Origin of the sequence: Candidatus Kosakonia sp. 282A-S69 (assembly GCF_029433855.1) — a bacterium.
Taxonomy (GTDB): Bacteria; Pseudomonadota; Gammaproteobacteria; order Enterobacterales; family Enterobacteriaceae; genus Kosakonia; species Kosakonia cowanii_A.
Genome location: NZ_JAROAU010000001.1, coordinates 759,525 through 777,243 on the forward strand (window position 1 = coordinate 759,525; position 17,719 = coordinate 777,243).

A 17,719-nucleotide genomic window follows, 5' to 3' on the forward strand; every position below is an offset into this window, starting at 1 on the left:
GAAAAATATGCCTGTATCTTCAAAGGATTATGCCTCTATCCGGCAGGAGTATCAGTTAATCAGAGCACTTGAACCGGCAAAAAGCGCCAGAGATATCGCTTTCCAGCTGGCGATAAGCGAAGCGGAGCTGGCCGAGGCGCGTGTTGGCTACGATGCGGTACGCCTGGAGGGCGCGGTGCGCCATATCTTCAAGGCGCTGGAGAGCGTCGGCGAAGCCAAAAGCATCTGTCGTAATGAATATGCGGTTCATGAAATGACCGGGCGTTTCACCAATCAACATATCAGCGATCGCGCCGGGGTGGTGCTCAACCCGCGCGGCCTCGATCTGCGCCTCTTTATGAGCCAGTGGGCCTTTGTTTACTACCTGCGGGAACAGGGGCCACGAGGCGAGCGGCGCAGTATCCAGTTTTTTGATCACCAGGGCGATGCACTGCTGAAAATCTACGCCACGCCCTATACCGACGGCAGCCAGTGGGACGAAATGGTGGAGCGCTTTAGCGTGCGGCGTCAGGTGCCGCTCTCCCTGTTTGCGGCTGAGAGTAAGTTTTACGACGACGCGCCCGATGCCGAGGCGGTCGATCACGACTGGCGCGAAATGACCGATGTGCACCAGTTCTTCAACCTGCTGCGCAAGCACAACATCTCACGCCAGCAGGCGTTCCGGCTGGTGGGCGACGATCTCGCCTGTCAGGTCAGCAACGACGCGCTGCCCACCCTGTTACAGCAGGTGCAGCAAACGGGTAATGAGATCATGATCTTTGTCGGGAACCGTGGCTGCATACAAATTTTTACCGGTGCGCTGGAGAAGTGCGCACCGGTAGGCGACTGGCTGAGGGTGATGAATAAGATCTTTACGCTGCACCTGCGCGAAGCGGGGATCCACGAGAGCTGGATTACGCGCAAGCCGACCGCGGATGGGCATGTCACCAGCCTCGAGCTTTTTGCCCAGGATGGGACGCAAATCGCTCAGCTTTATGGTCAGCGCAGCGAAGGGGATCGTGAACAGGCTTGCTGACGCGGGCAGATTAAAGCGCTGACGCCGTGGAGGGCCGAAGTATGAAAAGAGCCATGTTGCTCTTGTTGACGCTGCCCCTGCTGGTGGCGGCTGAGCCAAAAGTTGTCGCCCTTGGCGGCGATGTTACGGAGATCGTCTATGGCCTCGGCGCGCAGAGCCAGCTGGTCGGGCGCGACAGCACCAGCATCTGGCCTGCCGAGGTCAAGCAGTTGCCGAATGTTGGATATGTTCGTCAGCTGAATGCGGAGGGCATTTTGTCGCTGCGGCCCAGCATCGTGCTGGCGAGCAGCCAGGCGCAGCCCTCGCTGGTATTGAAAAGTGTACAGAATAACGATGTCTACATAGTGCCGGTGCCGGGCGGGTATACGCTCTCAGAGATCGATAAAAAAGTGGTGGTGATCGCCCGTGCCCTTGGCAAAAACGAAGAGAGCCTGGCAGTGCGCAAAAAGCTGGCGACGGAGATCGCCGCGCTGCCCACCTCGCCGCTGGATAAAAAGGTGCTCTATATCCTCAGCCACGGCGGCATGGGCACGCTGGTGGCGGGAAGAGAGACGGCGGCGGATGGCGCCATCCAGGCGGCCGGGCTTAATAATGCCATGCAGGGCTTTTCCCACTACCGCGCGATGTCGCAGGAGGGGGTGATCGCCAGCCAGCCGGATCTGGTGCTTATCTCAGCCGCCGGCGTAAAGCACCTGGGCGGCGAGGAGAACATCTGGCACCTGCCGGGCCTTGCGCAAACGCCTGCCGGACGCAACAAACAGCTGCTGATTGTGGATGAGGTCGCGCTGCTGGGCTTTGGACTACGTACCCCGCAGGCGCTACTGGAGCTGCGTAAAAAAGCGGAGCAGCTACCGTGATAACCCGTGCCGCTTCCCGAGTCCTGTGGGGACTCTTGCTGCTGACGGCGGCGCTCACGCTCTTCGCCTCTACGCAGGGCGCGATGAATATCTCTCTTGCCAGCCTGTGGCACAGCGGTGATGAGGCGCTGCGGCAGATCTGGTTCACTATTCGCCTGCCGCGCGTGCTGCTGGCGCTGCTTATCGGCGCGGCGCTGGCGCTCGCCGGCTGCGTTATGCAGGGGCTGTTTCGCAACCCGCTGGCGGACCCGGGGCTGCTTGGCATCAGCAGCGGCGCGGCGTTGATGGTGGGTTGCTGGTTGGTGCTGCCGCTGTCGGTACCGGTGCTGATTGCCCTCTATGCCCCGCTGGTTGCTGCGTTTATCGGCAGCCTTGCAGTGATGGTGGCGATCTTTTTGCTCAGCAAAGGGGGCGAGCGCGCGCTGTCGCGGCTGTTGCTGGTGGGGATTGCCATCAACGCCCTCTGCGGCGCGGGTGTCGGCGTGCTGGCGTGGATCAGCAACGATGCGCAGCTGCGCCAGCTTTCGCAGTGGGGAATGGGCAGTCTCGGACAGGCGCAGTGGCCGACGCTCATCGTCACGGCGACCCTGATCCTGCCCGCCATGCTCGGTATCTGGCGGGTGGCGAAACAGCTCAATCTCCTGCAACTCGGCGAGGAGGAGGCGCACTATCTGGGCGTTGATGTGCGGCGCTTGCAGCGGCTGCTGCTGCTCTGCAGCGCGCTGCTGGTAGCGGCCTCTGTCGCCATCAGCGGCATTATCGGTTTTGTCGGGCTGGTGGTTCCGCATCTGATACGCATGGCATTAGGCCCCGATCATCAACACCAGATACCCGGCTCGCTGCTGGCGGGGGCAAGCCTGCTGCTGCTGGCCGATACCGTCGCCCGCACGCTGGTGGTGCCTGCCGAGATGCCGGTCGGCTTACTGACCAGCCTGCTCGGCGCGCCGTGGTTTTTATGGCTCATTTTTCGTCAGCGGAGTGCGCGCTATGGATAACGGTTTTATTGCCCACCAGGTGCAATTCACGGTCGGCCAGCGGCGGCTGGTGGATGATATCTCCCTCACGCTACCGCCTGGCGAAATGGTGGCGCTGATTGGCCCCAACGGCGCGGGTAAATCGACCCTGCTGCGTCTGCTGACCGGCTTTCTTCCCCCCTCGCGCGGCGTCTGTTCGCTGGCGGGAAAATCGCTTGCCGCCTGGCCTTCACAGGCGTTGTCGCGCTACCGGTCGGTGATGCTGCAACATCACGCTCTGGGGGTGGAGTGGGCCGCAGAGTCGGTGGTGGCGATGGGGCGTGCGCCGTGGGGAGAGAGGCATGCGTGCGATATCGTGCGCAAAGTGATGCGTTTAACCGGCTGCGAAACGCTGATTGGACGCCGCTTTGCCATCCTGTCGGGCGGCGAGCAGCAGCGGGTGCAACTGGCACGTAGCCTGGCGCAGCTCTGGCGCAACGGCGCACCGGAGGGGTGGCTGTTTCTGGATGAGCCGACCTCGGCGCTCGATCTCTACCATCAGCAGCAGCTGCTGCGCCTGCTTAAATCCCTGACGCAGCGATCCAGGCTACATGTCTGCGTGGTGCTGCACGATTTGAACCTTGCGGCGCTGTGGGCCGATCGCATTGTGTTGTTGCATAAGGGGAAGATAGTGGAGCAGGGGACACCGCAGCAGGTGCTGCAACCGGAGGTTATCACCAGGTGGTATGGCGCGCAGGTGCATATTACGACGCATCCGGATGGGGTAACGCCACAGCTATTTTTGTCGGTTTAGAGGGGGCTGAAACGGCACAGGCCGGATAAGCGGTACGCGCCATCCGGCGATGGGCCTGGCATGTTGCTTTGGTGGTATTGTTCCGTTCACCATGCATTGGGGCGTTTCATTAATCTCTTATGCGGTGAACGGGACAAGGGAAGCGGCCGCGCTCCCCTTGTCAATCCCCGCGGCCCCGCGAGGAAATCGGTGCTGCGCACTGCGCTCACCTCCCGCGTGTCTGACTGCGGCCGGCTCGACTCGACTTGCTCGCCCCTACGGGACTCGCTCCCTGTCTCGGTTCGCCTCTGTCCGCCATCCATGGCGTCCAGACCTTGTCATTCACGCTTCGGTTCGCCGATTTCAGCGGGGACACAACCCCCTCGCTGTCATATTGCAGATAAAAACCGCACCGGTATCGCTGAAAGCGCGGTTTGGTAGGCCGGATAAGGCACAGCCGTCATCCGGCAATGGTGTTGCGGGGATATTGCCATATGGCGCTGACGCTTATCCGGCCTACGGTTTATTTCTCACCACTTACGCTTCAACATGCGCATGTTGCCACCACAGTTTATGCAGATCGTAATAGGTATCTCCCGGCTCGGGGTATTTGTCCCACGGCTTGTCGATGATGTAATGGATATTCTTCACCCGCGAAAGATCCCACATCTGCGGATGCTGCTTCGGCAGGGTTTTCAGGGCGTTATAACCATAATGTAGCGGTAGCCAGCGGTCGCGGAACACCTCGTTGAGAAAATCCTGCTCGGCGAAGACCCACTCGGCGATATCCTCTTTCGCCGCCAGCCTGGCCATCATCATGTCATAAACGGCGCGATCCGGCGTCAGCACCAGAAAACCGCCGTTCAGATAGTTATCGACCGGGGCGGGTGGCGCGGCGTTCATCTGCGCATCCTTAACCCAGCTGTAGTAGCAGTTATCCGGCTGCCAGCTATCGGGGTAGGTAGCAATGTGGTTTGGATTGCAGCGGCAGGCGTGGCAGGCGGCAAGCGTCCCTTTAGCGAGCGGCAGTTCAAACACCTCATCCATGTTCTGCACCACCAGCATATCGGCATCAAGAAACGCGACGCGCTGATACTCCGTCAGCGTCCAGACCGCCAGCTTGCTCCACACCTCGGCGAAACGGGCATTGGCGTAGCGATGGGCAAGGGCAGGATTCGGACCGACGATCGGCACTTCACGCACTTCGCACCCCTGCGCCTGCAACTGCTGGCGGGTGGCGGCATCGATACTCTCCGTCACCATCACCACCAGCGGCCACGGCGAGCCGCTGTCGCGCAGCGATCGCTGCAGCGCTTCCACGCCGGGGAGGTAGCCCGGCTGCGTTAATAAGGTTACCCAGGCGAATGCGGCGCTCATGACAGCACCTCGGCCATAAAGCGGTTCATAAACTTCCCTTCAGGATCGAAGCGGCGGCGCACGGCTTTAAACGCCGCAAACTGCGGATAGAGCGTCGACCAGTTGTAGAGGGAGGGATCAAAATATTTGCCCCAGTGCGGTCTGCCGCCCTCTTCAGCGAGCAGCTGTTCTGCAGCCCGTAAAAAGGCGGTTCCCTCTTCCGAGAGCGAGCCATCCTCGGCGTAATAGACGACAAAACCGAAGAAGCAGGTCGGTTCCCCGCCTGCCGGGCTAAGCCAGGCGCTGGAGGCCCCGGTGCAGCGCAGAATAATCGGGTAGTGCATATGCGGCTGCGACTCGCTGTGCCACGCCTTCATGCGCGCAATCACCGCTGCAACGCGCGACATCGGAATACCGATCTCAATATTGATCTGCGGCGTGGCGATGCCGCGGCAGAAGACCTGGTAGATATCGCCGATCACATCCGTGAAGTCTTTAAAGCGGGTAACGGTGCGAAACGGTTTGCCGTTCTCATCGACAATGCGGGTGTCATCGCGCATCTGTGCCAGGGTTTTATCCACCGTGGCGTTCATCTGCTCGTCGGTCTCCTCCATCTCGACCAGCTCGCCGTGGTTGGCATGCCACAGTGCCTGCTCGTCGGGGTTAGCTTCGCGCGCGTTCCAGGTGTGAACCTTATTCTCATCCGGGAACCACCACGCTTTGCTGAAGGTCCACTCCTGATTCCAGGCGATCAGATCTTCCGCCAGGTTATCGGCGTTGCCCGCGCTCTTAAAGCAGGTGTAGAGCGTGGAGGGGCGGGTGCGCAGCGTCACCGCGGTGATCACGCCGAGGGTGCCGAGCGCCTGCTGCGCGGCGTCAAAGGCTGGATTGTCTCGCTCAATATCATGCGCTTCGCCGTGGGCATCAATCAGGCGAATGCAGAGCGCTTCATCAGCCAGCGAGCTCTGCCCCATACCCTGGCCGTGGGTGCCGGTCGAAATGGCTCCCGCCAGGGTTTGTGAATCGATCACGCCAGGCGAAGCGTGCAGCATGCGGTTCATGCTGGTGAGGGTTTCAAACACCTCATGCAGCACGGTACCGGCGGCAAACGTGACGCTCTCGTCAGTGACTGCCAGCACACCGCGCAGGCGCGAGAGATCAATCAGCGTATCGCCCGGCTCGCTTAACTTCAGCATTCTGCCCGGCGACATGCGGCTACCCATCACGCGGATTCGCCCCTTTGCGGCGGCAATGATCTGCTGCAACCGGGCTTCGTTTTCCGGTGTTTCAACGGCCTGAACGGGGGCCAGCGTGGCATTCTTCGCCCAGTTTACAATTACGTTCTCATCAGAGGTTTGCTGTGGCAGACGAGGTGGAAAAAGAGCCTGTATCGTTGTCATTGGCATCTCCTTGCGCAATATTTTTGTAATGATTTAACAAGCGTAGCTCATCATGTAAAAGTGTGACGAGTGTCGCTTATTTTCGTGCGATTTGGCCATCCTGAGGCTACTGATCGACACGATTTTGTGGTTCGCCATTGATAAACGCCCGCACATTCTCCACCGTGGTGGCGAGAATGCGCCCGCGCGCATCGACGGATGCCCAGGCGATATGTGGCGTGATGATGCAGTTTTTCGCACTCAGCAGCGGGTGATCTGCGCTGGGCGGTTCGCTGCTCAGCACATCAACCGCCGCCCCGGCAATACGTCCTTCGTTAAGCGCGGCGGCGAGATCCGCTTCGTTAATCAGATCCCCGCGCGAGGCGTTCAGCAGCAGCGCGCTGGGCTTCATCTTCGAAAGCGCATCACGGTTAATCATCCCTTTGGTCTGCGGCGTCAGCGGGCAGTGCAGGCTAATAACATCCGCTTCGGCGTAGAGGGTATCGAGCGCGACATAGCGCAGCTGCGCGCTCTCCGGCAGCGGGCGCGAGCGGGCAGAGTAGGCCAGCACCGTCATGCCCATCGCCTGAGCGATAGCGCCGAACGCCTGGCCGATGCGGCCATAACCAATAATGCCGACGCGTTTTCCCGCCAGTTCGACCATCGGTTGCAGCCAGTAGCACCAGCTTTCTGCCTTACTCCAGCCGCCGGCGTGCACATCGGCGTCGTGTTCACCGACGCGGTTGCAGAGCGCCAGCAGCAGCGCGGTGGTAAATTGCGCTACCGTGGCGGTGCCGTACGTTGGCATATTCGCCACCACAATTTTCCGGGCGCGGGCGGCCTCAAGATCGATAATGTTGTAGCCGGTGGCGGTGACGGCGATACATTTGAGCCGCGGGCAGCGGGCAAGCAGCGCCTCACTAAATGCCACTTTATTGGTAATGGCGATATCCGCCTCGCGCAGACGCTGCGCGGCTTCATCGGCTGGGGTGGTGTCATAAACCGTTACCTTGCCCAGCGCATGCAGTGGATCCCAGCTAAGATCGCCGGGGTTAAGCAGGCCGCCATCCAGCACAACTATGTTCATTTTTTCCCCATTCGCTCATCAAAGTGTCGCAATAAAAAAGCCGGACCCTATCGTCCGGCATTCGCACATAAGAAGCAAATTGCTATCAATCACTTAATAGCGTAATCACGCCTGCGAGGGCATATTTGACCGCCTGCTCAATCACCGCTGTGGTGTCGCCTTCGAAGTGGCATTTAACGGTGACCGGCGCGCTATCCGGCAGACCCCAGCCAAACCACACGGTGCCGGCGGGCGTACCATCTTCCCCGCCGTCGGGGCCGGTGTAGCCGGTAACGGCAATGCTCACCGGCTCATGGCTGGCCTCGCAGGCACCTTGCGCCATTTCAAAAGCCGTCTGCTGGCTTACCGCCGTCCAGCGCGCCAGCGTCTCTTTTTTCACCCGCAGCAGCGTCTGTTTCGCTTCATCGGTAAAGGTGATAAACCCGCTGCCGTAAAACTCCGGCGTGCTTTCGCAGGCGCAGAGGGCGGTGGCGATCTGCCCACCGGTGCAGGACTCGGCGGTGGCCACGCGCAGGTTTTTATCGCACAGCAGTGTGCCAAGCCTGTCGGCCAGATCGCTAATCTCAAGCTTTAGCAGCGGGGCGACGTGCTCACTTTGTAACGCGGTGGTAGTTTCACTCTTCATATCACTCCCTTCCATCCGAAAGAAAATTCTGCCTGGCAAAAGTATAGCAGCGCACTTTTAAGGCGAATTTTTCGGAATGATCGAGATATGACCATTGCGTTCCAGAATGGCGAATTTAATCTCTGCGAGATCGACAATGCCCTGGTTATTGCGCGCCGAGAGCATAATGTCGGCGCGGGAGATATCCGCTTCGCGCATCTTATCCGGCAGCATTTCACCGTTCTCTACCAGCACTACCGGCGTGCCATCGATAAAGTTTTCTGCCCCTTTGACATACTTTTTTAGCTTGCCAAACAGAATATCCACCACCACCAGCGTGATGATGGTCAGTGCCGCGCCGGTGACGGAGAAGTCGTTGCCGAGCAGTGCCTGCTGCGTCGCTTCACTGATGATCAGCAGCAAGATGAGATCAAAGGAGGTCATCTGTAATAAGGCGCGTCGACCGGCAATTTTAAACACCACCATCAGCACCAGATAAATCGCTACCGCGCGTAACACCATATCCATCGCCGTCTCCTCAGGGCCAGATAAACTGTTTCACCGCCACCTGGGTGGTGTCATTTAACGAGAGGTGCAACTCGCTGCTGCCGGGGGTTTGCGGCGTCAGCCCGAGCCAGACGGTAAAGGGCTTGTCGGGATGAGGGCGGGCATACTCCAGCACCAGTTCGCCGTTCTGGCTGGTCATCTTTTCCGGCTGCGGTTGCAGGGTGCGTATCTCGAAATCCTGCATAAAGTTGCCGCCGAGGATAAAAACGGTGCGGCGTTCGTTTGCGGCGTGGGCGGTGAGTTGCATATCGATATCGCTTTGCAGACGGGCATAGCGGTCATACTGCACCGTCAGTTTGCCATCCGTGCTCTGGGCGCTTCGCGCGCTGAGCCACCCCTGGGAAAAGAGGCCGAGCAGCCCGGCGATCACTACTGCAAACAGTATTACAGAGCCAATGCGCTGCACCTTTGTTTCAACATGCAGCCAGAACGGGCTGTCAGCGACCGGATAGCGGTGCGACTTCTTCTCCATCTCTCCTCCACGGTGTCGGTGCAAACCACATAAAGAGTGTAGATGAGGCGGGGGGATGGCGGCGGCCATGCGGTAATGAAGCCGCTCCGATCCCGTAGGCCGGATAAGCGTAGCGCCATCCGGCAATGGGGGGCATGTTGCCTCGGTGGAGTGATTCCGTTCACCGGACGCTGGGGAGTTTCATTCATCTCTTATGCGGTGAACGGGACAAGGGGGGGACCGCTCCCCCCTTGTCAATCCCCGCGGCCCCGCGAGGAAATCGGTGCTGCGCACTGCGCTCACCTCCCGCGAGCCTGACTGCGGCCGGCTCGACTCGACTTACTCGTTCCATTCTGGAACGAGTCCCTGTCTCGGTTCGCCTCTGTCCGCCATCCATGGCGTCCAGACCTTGTCATTCACGCTTCGGTTCGCCGATTTCAGCGGGGACACAACCCCCTCGCTGTGAAATCGTAGGTAAACGCAATGAAGGTGTCGCTGTAGGTACGTTTTGGCAGGCCGGATAAGCGTTTACGCGCCATCCGGTATTATCACTGCGGCACCGATTGCCTGATGGCGGCTTCGCCTTATCAGGCCTACGCCGTTTCAGCGGCTGTCGTTTTGTAGGCCGGATAAGCGCCAGCGCCATCCGGCAAGGAGCTTACCCCGCTTTCTGCTGCAGCTGATGCACCCCGATATAGCGCTCGTAACGGTTCGCCTTCAGGCGCGTCAAATCCACCAGCACCAGACCATCGACGCAGTTGTTGAAATCGGGATCGCTGCCGAAGTCGATAAACTGCACGCCGCCGGGTTCGCCCAGCTCGGAATACTGTTTATAGAGCGGGGGAATGCCGCAGCCGAGATTGCCAAGCAGCGATTTCAGCCGCGTCAAATCTTCGGTGTAATCCTCACCGGTAAATTGCGCCAGCACCTCCGGCAGCGTAGCGGGGCAGGGGCGGCGCGACGACGCCAGCGGCCAGGCGGCGGGGAACCAGAGACGATAGAAGGCGATCAGCAGATCGCGCGCCGCGGGCGGCAGGCCGCCGGAGATGGAGACCGGGCCGAAGAGATAGCGGTACTGCGGATAACGTGCCAGATAAGCGCCAATGCCCGACCAGAGGTAATCCAGCCCGCGACGCCCCCAGTAGCGCGGCTGAATAAAGCTGCGTCCCAGTTCAATACCTTCGCGCAGCACTTCTGTCATGCGCGCATCGTAATGAAAAAGGCTGTGGCTATAGAGTCCCTCCGGGCCCTGTTCGGCGATAAGCTGCGCCGTGGGCATAAAGCGGTAGGCGCCGACAATCTCCAGATCGGCATCATCCCAGAGGATCAGGTGCAGGTAGTGGTCATCGTAGCGATCCGTATCGCGCCGTTTGCCGCTCCCTTCACCTACAGCGCGAAAAGCGATCTCGCGCAGCCGCCCCAGTTCGCGCAGCAGCGGCGCATCCTCCTGGCCGTTGCGCTGCCAGAGATAGATCATTTTGCCATCCGGCGTATGCCCGAGGCACTCGGCGCGGCCCAGTTCGCGGCGCAGGGCGGCCCTGTCTTCCGGGCGGGCGATGGCGCATTCGGTCTTGAACGTGCCGGGCACTCCCTTGCCAAGACACAGAAGATGCTGGCGACACTTCTCGGCCAGCTCGCGCGGCGCGAGGGCGGTGGTGTGCCAGTTCTCCCAGGGAATGCGCTGACCGAGGGTGATCGGCAGGCTACTGTTGCGGCGACGGAACATCTGCTGCATCAACAGCAGCAACGGCAGAGTGTCTGAGACCAGGGTGCTGGCGTAAAACAGCGCGCTGTTACGGGCATCGATCCATGCCGGCAGCAGCGGGGCGCGAAACTTATTTGCCAGCTTGATAAACCCGGCGTGCCAGCGTTTATCGCGAATGCCTTTGCGGGTCAGGCGTGACACTTCGCCTGCCGGGAAAAAGATCAGTACGCCGCCTCCCTGCAGCTGATTTTCCATCTGCTGCAGGGAGGCTTTGGTGGTACGACCGCCGATATTATCCACCGGGATAAAGAGCGAGCTCAGCGGCTCGAGGTGGGTCAGCATGCGGTTGGTGACCACTTTGACATCGCGGCGTACGCGCGAAACGGCATACATCAGCGCCAGCCCATCCAGCGTACCGGTCGGGTGGTTGGCGATGATCACCAGCGGGCCATGTTCGGGAATTTGTTCAAGGCAGTGAGCGGGGATGGTACAGCGAATTTGCAGATGGTCGAGGACATGTTCCACCATATCCAGCCCTTTCAGATGGCGGTGCTGGGCGGCGAATTGCTGGAACTCCTGTTCGTAAAGCAGGCGCCTGAGCAGGTTTTTTTGCCAGGGGGCCGGTCTGGCCTGCGGCCAGAGATCCTCAAGTACATTGTCGAGACTAAACATGGCGATTTCTCCTCCCGTCTTGCCGCTGACAGTAGCGGGAGAAGATGACGCTTACATTTCATTACAATGACGTTATGAGCATTTATTGTGGCATGGGTGCGTGCGATGAAATGCCGGATGGCGCTACGCTTATCCGGCCTACAAAGGCAGGGCAGGCGAACATACGGTAAAGCGGGCCACGAATCGTGTAGGCCGGATAAGGCGCAAGCCGCCATCCGGCATGGGTACGCGCGATGAAATGCCGGATGGCGCTACGCTTATCCGGCCTACGAGGTAGAGCGTCAGTTGAGGATCAAATCAGGCCGCGTTCGGCGAGATCGAGGGCGAAGTAGCTGAAGATCAGATCCGCGCCTGCGCGTTTGATGGCACCGAGGCTCTCCATCACCACTTTATCTTCATCGATCGCACCCGCCTGAGCGGCGAATTTGATCATCGCGTACTCACCGCTCACCTGGTATGCGCCCAGCGGCAGTTCGGTGCGCTCACGAATATCACGCAGGATATCGAGGTACGCGCCCGCCGGTTTAACCATCAGGCAGTCGGCGCCTTGCGCTTCATCAATCAGCGATTCGCGGATCGCTTCGCGGCGATTCAACGGGTTCATCTGATAGGTTTTGCGATCGCCTTTCAGCGCGGTTCCCGCTGCTTCACGGAACGGACCGTAGAAGGAGGAGGCGAACTTAGTGGAGTAGGACATGATGGCGGTGTCTTTAAAGCCCGCCGCGTCCAGCGCCTGGCGGATCGCCTGCACCTGGCCATCCATCGCTGCCGATGGCGCAATAAAATCAGCCCCGGCTGCCGCGGCAACCACAGCCTGCTTACCAAGGTTCAGCAGGGTTGCATCGTTATCGACGCCGTGTTCGCACAGCACGCCGCAGTGGCCGTGCGAGGTGTATTCACAAAAACAGGTATCGGACATCACGATCATCTCCGGTACCGTCTCTTTACAGATGCGCGACATGCGCGCCACCAGGCCATTCTCCTGCCAGGCATCGCTGCCGGTGTCATCGGTATGGTGTGAAATACCAAAGGTCATCACCGAGCGGATACCGGCTTTGGCAATACGCTCAATTTCACGGGCGAGATATTTTTCCGGAATGCGCATCACGCCGGGCATCGCGGAGATCGCCTGGTAATCATTCAGCTCTTCTTCAACAAAGATCGGCAACACCAGGTCGTTTTTGCTCAGTGTTGTCTCTTCAAACAGCGCGCGTAGCGCAGGTGTTTTACGCAGACGGCGGGGACGGGTGATTAAATCGGTCATGATATGCCTGATATTTATGGAACAGATGGCGGCATTGTAGCCGAAAATATAACCCCCTGTTTTACCAAAATCGCCGTTAAGCGACAGGCAGACGGCAACGCGTCTGCCTGTTGGGCCCGTCAGGAGGCGGGGATCGCCAGCGGTTTATTGTTGCTCAACTCGCTCACCAGATCGTTCACGCCGTCGCTCATATTGGTGAATTTGGTTAACGGTGAACGGGTGATCACCACGAACACGCCGACGTTATGCTGCGGCACCATAGCCATATAGGTGATAAACCCGCCGCCGCCGCCGGTCTTCTGAATAATCCCCGGATGGCCCTCTTTTGGTGCCATATAGACCCAGCCGAGGCCGAGAGCGTCGGCTTTACCCGGCACATCCATTCCCACCACTTTTGTCAGGCGTTCGCGCGGGTAGATCAGCGTCTGCATCCGGTCTGCCTGGGTGTTGCGCTGGTAGAAGTCAGAGGAGAGGAACTGCTGCATCCAGCGCATCATATCGCCGGGCGTGGAGTAGACGCCGCCGCTGCCAATCGCCGCCAGCGTGTTGTTGCATGGGCTGGCCCCTTTTTCCGCCACCATCAGCCGCTTGCACTGATCCGGTGACGGGGTGAAGGTGGTGTCTTTCATGCCCAGCGGGCGGGTGATCTGCTCTTCAAACAGCTGCGGATAGGGTTTTCCCGCGGCGCGCGCCAGTGCATCTGCCAGCAGATCAAAGGCCAGGTTGGAATAAGCCGCCTGCGTGCCCGGCGCGGTTTTCAGTGTGGCGGTGGCAAGCCAGTTCCAGCGCTGCTCGCGTGTCGGCCAGACAAACACCGGGCGCACCGCTGCGCCACCGGGCTGCTCACGCGGCAGGGCGCTGGTGTGGGTTGCCAGGTTAACAAGCGTAATCGGTGTGCCCTGGTAAGTGGGGACGCGCGCGCCGGGCGGGGCGTATTTACTTAACGGATCGTCAAGGCGCACGCGGCCCTGATCGAGCAGCTTCACCAGCATCTCACTGGTCATCAGCTTTGAGAGCGACGCGATGCGCACCACCGAGTCGAGCTGCGGGCGCACATTATTGCCGGGACGGGTTTCGCCGAAACTGCGAAAGACGCGCTGGTTGCCGTCTATCACCACCATCGCCATGCCTGTCGCGCCGCTGCCATAAAAGATATGGTTGGCATAACGATCGACAATGTCAGAAGCAAACACCGGGTCGGGGGATTGTTGCGCCGCACGGGCGCTGGTCAGGCCCAGCGCACACCACATTGCACAGAGAAGCAGACAACGTTTCAACGAATGATCCATTAATCACGGGGGAAAGATAGAGCGTATTTATACTACTTGTGCGCCGTTGCAAAGGGGCGAAAAGCGGAATGTTTCGCCCTAATCCGTAACGCCAGGTAAATAAGAGCATTTTTTTCTGCAAGCCGCCGCCGCCGCAGGCTGTGATAAGCTCCGTTTTTCGCCAAACAGGAGGCAGGCAATGGTTGCTCAACGGGTAGTGATGGTCGTCGATATGCAAAATGGCGTGTTCGCCACGCCGCGTCATCAGCGCGCGCAGTGCGTCGCGCGTATCAATCAGCTGACAGGGGCGGCAGAGACCGTGATCTTTATCCAGCATGCCGAGGTGGGCGGGCTGGAAGAGGGGAGTGAAGGCTTTGCGCTGTTGCCGGAGTTAACCCTGCCGGCTAACGCATTGTACGTGACCAAAACCGCCTGTGACGCCTTCTACAAAACCGGGCTGGAGGCGCTGCTGCGCGATCGGGCGATCGAAAGCTTTGTCATCTGCGGCTGCGCGACGGATTACTGCGTCGATAGCACGCTGAAAAACGGCGTCAGCAAAGGCTTTGCTATCACCGTCGCGGAAGATGCGCACACCACCGCTGATCGCGCGGCGGCAAAGGCAACATCGCTTATCGACCACTACAACGAGGTATGGCGCACGCTCATCGTGCCGGGCAACCCGGTGCAGGTGAAAAGTGTCGATACAATTGTTTATGGCTGGCAAAGCCACTAAACGGTTAACCTGAGGTCTGATTAAACGAGCCAGCGCCGCACCTGCGGCGCTTTTTTGTCGCTGGCCGCGAGCGTGACACAGCATACGTTGTAAAGAATAAGAAAGACCCAGGAGAGCCCCATGTTTCGATCCTTTTTCCCCCGGCCGACGCCTTTTTTTGCCTCGGCGTTTATCTGGACGCTTATCGTCATTGTTTTCTGGCTGGCAGGCGGCGAGCGCTGGTTATTACATCTGACCGGCATATCGAACGAGGTGCCGATCAGCGCCGCGCGCTTCTGGTGCCCCAACTTTCTGCTCTTCTACGCTTACTACGCGCTCTGCGTCGGCCTCTTCGCCGCGTTCTGGTTTATCTACTCGCCCCATCGCTGGCAGCGGTGGTCGATTCTCGGCACCGCGCTGATTATCTTCGTCACCTGGTTTCAGGTGGAGGTGAGCGTCGCGATTAACGCCTGGTATCAGCCCTTTTATGATTTGATCCAAAAGGCGCTCACCGCGCCCAATACCGTGCCGCTGGAGAAGTTTTACAGCGGCAGCGGCGTCTTTTTGGGCATCGCGCTGATCGGTGTGACGGTGGCGGTGCTGAATAACTTCTTCGTCAGCCACTATGTTTTCCGCTGGCGCACGGCGATGAACGAATACTATATGGCGCACTGGCAGCAGCTGCGCCATATTGAGGGTGCCGCGCAGCGCGTGCAGGAGGACACCATGCGCTTTGCCAGCACGCTGGAGGATATGGGCACCAGCTTTATCAATGCGATTATGACCCTCTTTGCCTTTCTGCCGGTGCTGATTGTTCTCTCGCCCCATGTGCCGGAGCTGCCGCTTATCGGGCATGTTCCCTACGGGCTGGTGTTTGCCGCCATCGGCTGGGCGCTGTTTGGCACGCTGGTGCTCGGCGTGGTGGGTATCAAGCTGCCCGGCCTGCAGTTTAAAAATCAGCGCGTCGAAGCGGCGTACCGTAAAGAGCTGGTCTATGGTGAAGATGATGCCGAACGCGCGCGACCGCATACGGTGGCGGAGCTGTTTAGCGCCGTGCGTCGCAACTATTTCCGGCTCTATTTCCACTACACCTATTTCAACGTCGTGCGCATTCTCTACCTGCAGGTTGACGCGGTGTTTGGCCTGATTATGCTCTTCCCGACGCTGGCGGCGGGGGCGATTACCTTCGGGTTGATGCAGCAGATCACTAACGTCTTTGAACAGGTGCGCAGCTCGTTCCAGTATTTAATCACCTCATGGACGACGCTGGTGGAGCTGATGTCTATCTATAAACGTTTGCGCAGTTTTGAGCGTGAGGTCGATAATCAGGAGTTCGTTCCTGTCGCCTCTCATGGCCATTAACAAAGGAAGGTTATGTCTTACGTACCCCGTTTTAGCTGGTTGCTGGCGGCGCTGATTGTCGCCGGGTGTAGTTCGCAGGGCTCGCTCTCTGATAAAGAGGCATCGAAAGAGACGAAAAAAGCGAAGCCGCTGGATGTCGCAAGCGTGGTGCGTAACACCATTCCTGCCAGCGTAAAAGATCGCGACGGCTGGGCAGAGGATCTGGCGACCACCTTTAAAAGCCAGAAGCTGCCGCCGACGCTTGCGAATATCTGCTCCGTATTAGCGGTGGCGCAGCAGGAGTCCAACTACCAGTCCGATCCGGTGGTGCCGGGGCTGAACAAGATCGCCTGGAAAGAGATCGACAAGCGCGCCGGGCAGCTGCACATCCCTGCGCTGCTGGTGCACACGGCGCTGAAAATCCCGTCTCCCAACGGCAAAAGTTACAGCGAGCGGCTTGATAAGGTGCGCACCGAGCGCGAGCTGAGCGCAATCTTCGATGACATGATCAATATGGTGCCGATGGGGCAGACGCTGTTTGGCTCCTACAATCCGGTGCATACCGGCGGGCCGATGCAGGTGAGCATCTCGTTTGCCGAGCAGCACACCGATGGCTACCCGTGGGAGATGTCCGGCACCGTGCGCCAGGAGGTCTTCAGCCGCCGGGGCGGATTGTGGTTTGGTACCTACCATCTGCTCAACTACCCGGCCAGCTACAGCGCGCCGATCTACCGCTTTGCCGATTACAACGCCGGTTTCTACGCCAGCCGTAACGCGGCGTTTCAGAACGCGGTGAGCAAAGTGACGGGCATTAAGCTGGCGCTGGATGGTGACTTGATCCTCTACGGCAGCCGCGAAGCGGGCACCACCGAGCGTGCGGTGCAGACGCTGGGCGCACAGCTCGCAATGAGTGACCGGGATATCCGCCGCCAGCTTGAGCGTGGCGATAGTCAGGAGTTTGAAGAGACGAAGCTCTATCGGGAGATTTATCGCCTGGCGGACAAGCGCAGCGGGAAAGCATTGCCGCGGGAGATGCTGCCAGGGATTCAGTTAGAGAGCCCGAAAATCACGCGTAACTTAACCACGGCATGGTTTGCGAAACGCGTTGACGATCGTCGGGCCGCTTGCATGGCGCGCAATTAGCGCAGGTTGTGGCTGCGCCAGCGCAGGACGAGGAAGATCACGCCCAGAAACGCGCTGCCGACGATAAACGGCACAAGACCGAAAATCGTGCCTACGCCCATACCCATCTCAACGTGGGGACGGGAGACATCCTGCGTCTGCATCAGGTGTTCAAACACGCCAGGCGCGTGCACCAGCAGGTTAAGCAACTGCGCGCCTGCCCAGAAGCAGAGCAGTACGAAGACGGCGTAAGCAATATTACCCGGTCTGGAGGTGTCTCGTTTTTTCGCGCCCTTAAAGGGTTTGGATAGGGTAAAGTCAGCCATAAGACCTCCGGTACTCGTTACTTTTAAACGCTCAAGGAAGATAGGCTCAGAGCCGTAACTCCTGGTTAGTTTGGCACCAGTCCCGCTTTGTCAACATAAGAATGGTGATAATTTCGGACCGGGAAGGATCCCAGGGAAGCGTTTTTTGTGAGCCATCACATTTTTGTAACGTATTAATTATTTCAGTAACATTTCGGAATTACCGCACAGCACACACTCTCAACCCGTGCGCTGTGCGATGATGCGC

17 protein-coding genes are annotated in these 17,719 nt (G+C 59.2%); 7 read left to right on the plus strand and 10 right to left on the minus strand.

All coding sequences use genetic code 11. The features are described 5' to 3' along the window. Window positions 1–7 precede the first annotated feature (7 nt). Genes PU683_RS03265 through PU683_RS03280 form a run of 4 tightly spaced genes read left to right on the plus strand, consistent with a single transcriptional unit; the run spans window position 8 to window position 3,639 of the window. Window positions 8–1,015 carry a hemin-degrading factor gene (locus PU683_RS03265; protein WP_277170081.1) on the plus strand — a complete coding sequence of 336 codons (1,008 nt, stop codon included), beginning with the start codon at window positions 8–10 and terminating at the stop codon, window positions 1,013–1,015. Window positions 1,016–1,056: 41 nt separating this feature from the next. Then, window positions 1,057–1,872, plus strand: coding sequence for a heme/hemin ABC transporter substrate-binding protein (locus PU683_RS03270; protein WP_277170082.1), 816 nt, complete (start codon window positions 1,057–1,059; stop codon window positions 1,870–1,872). After that, window positions 1,872–2,867, plus strand: a complete 996-nt coding sequence (locus PU683_RS03275) for a FecCD family ABC transporter permease (RefSeq protein WP_277170484.1) — start codon at window positions 1,872–1,874, stop codon at window positions 2,865–2,867. The genes PU683_RS03270 and PU683_RS03275 overlap by 1 nt, the downstream gene beginning before the upstream one ends. Further along, window positions 2,860–3,639: a heme ABC transporter ATP-binding protein gene (locus PU683_RS03280; protein ID WP_277170083.1), complete on the plus strand. Its 780-nt coding sequence runs from the start codon at window positions 2,860–2,862 to the stop codon at window positions 3,637–3,639. The genes PU683_RS03275 and PU683_RS03280 overlap by 8 nt, the downstream gene beginning before the upstream one ends. A gap of 516 nt (window positions 3,640–4,155) precedes the next feature. On the opposite strand, the gene PU683_RS03285 is transcribed toward PU683_RS03280, so the two are convergent. From PU683_RS03285 to ampH, 9 genes are all read right to left on the minus strand, one after another. Next, window positions 4,156–4,995 carry a glycosyltransferase family 8 protein gene (locus PU683_RS03285; protein ID WP_277170084.1) on the minus strand — a complete coding sequence of 280 codons (840 nt, stop codon included), beginning with the start codon at window positions 4,993–4,995 and terminating at the stop codon, window positions 4,156–4,158. Next, window positions 4,992–6,374: a D-arabinono-1,4-lactone oxidase gene (locus tag PU683_RS03290; RefSeq protein ID WP_277170085.1), complete on the minus strand. Its 1,383-nt coding sequence runs from the start codon at window positions 6,372–6,374 to the stop codon at window positions 4,992–4,994. Before PU683_RS03290 ends, PU683_RS03285 begins: the two co-directional genes overlap by 4 nt. A gap of 106 nt (window positions 6,375–6,480) precedes the next feature. Continuing rightward, window positions 6,481–7,440, minus strand: a complete 960-nt coding sequence (locus PU683_RS03295; RefSeq protein ID WP_277170086.1) for a D-2-hydroxyacid dehydrogenase — start codon at window positions 7,438–7,440, stop codon at window positions 6,481–6,483. An 85-nt stretch (window positions 7,441–7,525) separates the two neighbouring features. Next, entirely contained in the window at window positions 7,526–8,065 is a 540-nt protein-coding gene (locus PU683_RS03300; RefSeq protein ID WP_277170087.1) for a 2-oxo-tetronate isomerase, read from the minus strand. Between the two features lie 57 nt (window positions 8,066–8,122). After that, window positions 8,123–8,572, minus strand: coding sequence for a DUF421 domain-containing protein (locus PU683_RS03305; protein WP_277170088.1), 450 nt, complete (start codon window positions 8,570–8,572; stop codon window positions 8,123–8,125). Window positions 8,573–8,582: 10 nt separating this feature from the next. Then, a complete protein-coding gene (locus tag PU683_RS03310) occupies window positions 8,583–9,083 on the minus strand; it encodes a hypothetical protein (protein WP_277170089.1) in 501 nt (166 codons plus the stop codon). Between the two features lie 637 nt (window positions 9,084–9,720). Beyond that, the gene (gene olsF / locus PU683_RS03315) at window positions 9,721–11,439 is read right to left on the minus strand and encodes a bifunctional ornithine lipid synthase OlsF (RefSeq protein WP_277170090.1); all 1,719 of its coding nucleotides are present in this window, start codon (window positions 11,437–11,439) and stop codon (window positions 9,721–9,723) included. 292 nt (window positions 11,440–11,731) lie between these two features. Beyond that, a complete protein-coding gene (gene hemB / locus PU683_RS03320) occupies window positions 11,732–12,703 on the minus strand; it encodes a porphobilinogen synthase (RefSeq protein WP_034812298.1) in 972 nt (323 codons plus the stop codon). Between the two features lie 119 nt (window positions 12,704–12,822). After that, a complete protein-coding gene (ampH, locus tag PU683_RS03325) occupies window positions 12,823–13,980 on the minus strand; it encodes a D-alanyl-D-alanine-carboxypeptidase/endopeptidase AmpH (RefSeq protein ID WP_277170091.1) in 1,158 nt (385 codons plus the stop codon). Window positions 13,981–14,170: 190 nt separating this feature from the next. Between ampH and PU683_RS03330 the strand changes: the two genes are divergently transcribed. The 3 genes from PU683_RS03330 to PU683_RS03340 all read left to right on the plus strand — a co-directional run bounded on the left by PU683_RS03330 (window position 14,171) and on the right by PU683_RS03340 (window position 17,167). After that, on the plus strand, window positions 14,171–14,704 hold the full coding sequence (locus PU683_RS03330) for an isochorismatase family protein (RefSeq protein WP_277170093.1): 534 nt from the start codon (window positions 14,171–14,173) through the stop codon (window positions 14,702–14,704). A gap of 120 nt (window positions 14,705–14,824) precedes the next feature. Continuing rightward, on the plus strand, window positions 14,825–16,045 hold the full coding sequence (gene sbmA, locus PU683_RS03335) for a peptide antibiotic transporter SbmA (RefSeq protein ID WP_277170095.1): 1,221 nt from the start codon (window positions 14,825–14,827) through the stop codon (window positions 16,043–16,045). A gap of 12 nt (window positions 16,046–16,057) precedes the next feature. Then, on the plus strand, window positions 16,058–17,167 hold the full coding sequence (locus tag PU683_RS03340) for a DUF1615 domain-containing protein (RefSeq protein WP_277170096.1): 1,110 nt from the start codon (window positions 16,058–16,060) through the stop codon (window positions 17,165–17,167). Here PU683_RS03340 and PU683_RS03345 read toward each other — a convergent pair. Next, complete coding sequence (locus PU683_RS03345; protein WP_277170098.1) at window positions 17,164–17,472, minus strand: DUF2755 family protein; 309 nt, start codon at window positions 17,470–17,472, stop codon at window positions 17,164–17,166. The two genes, PU683_RS03340 and PU683_RS03345, sit on opposite strands and share 4 nt — an antisense overlap. Window positions 17,473–17,719: the final 247 nt, after the last annotated feature.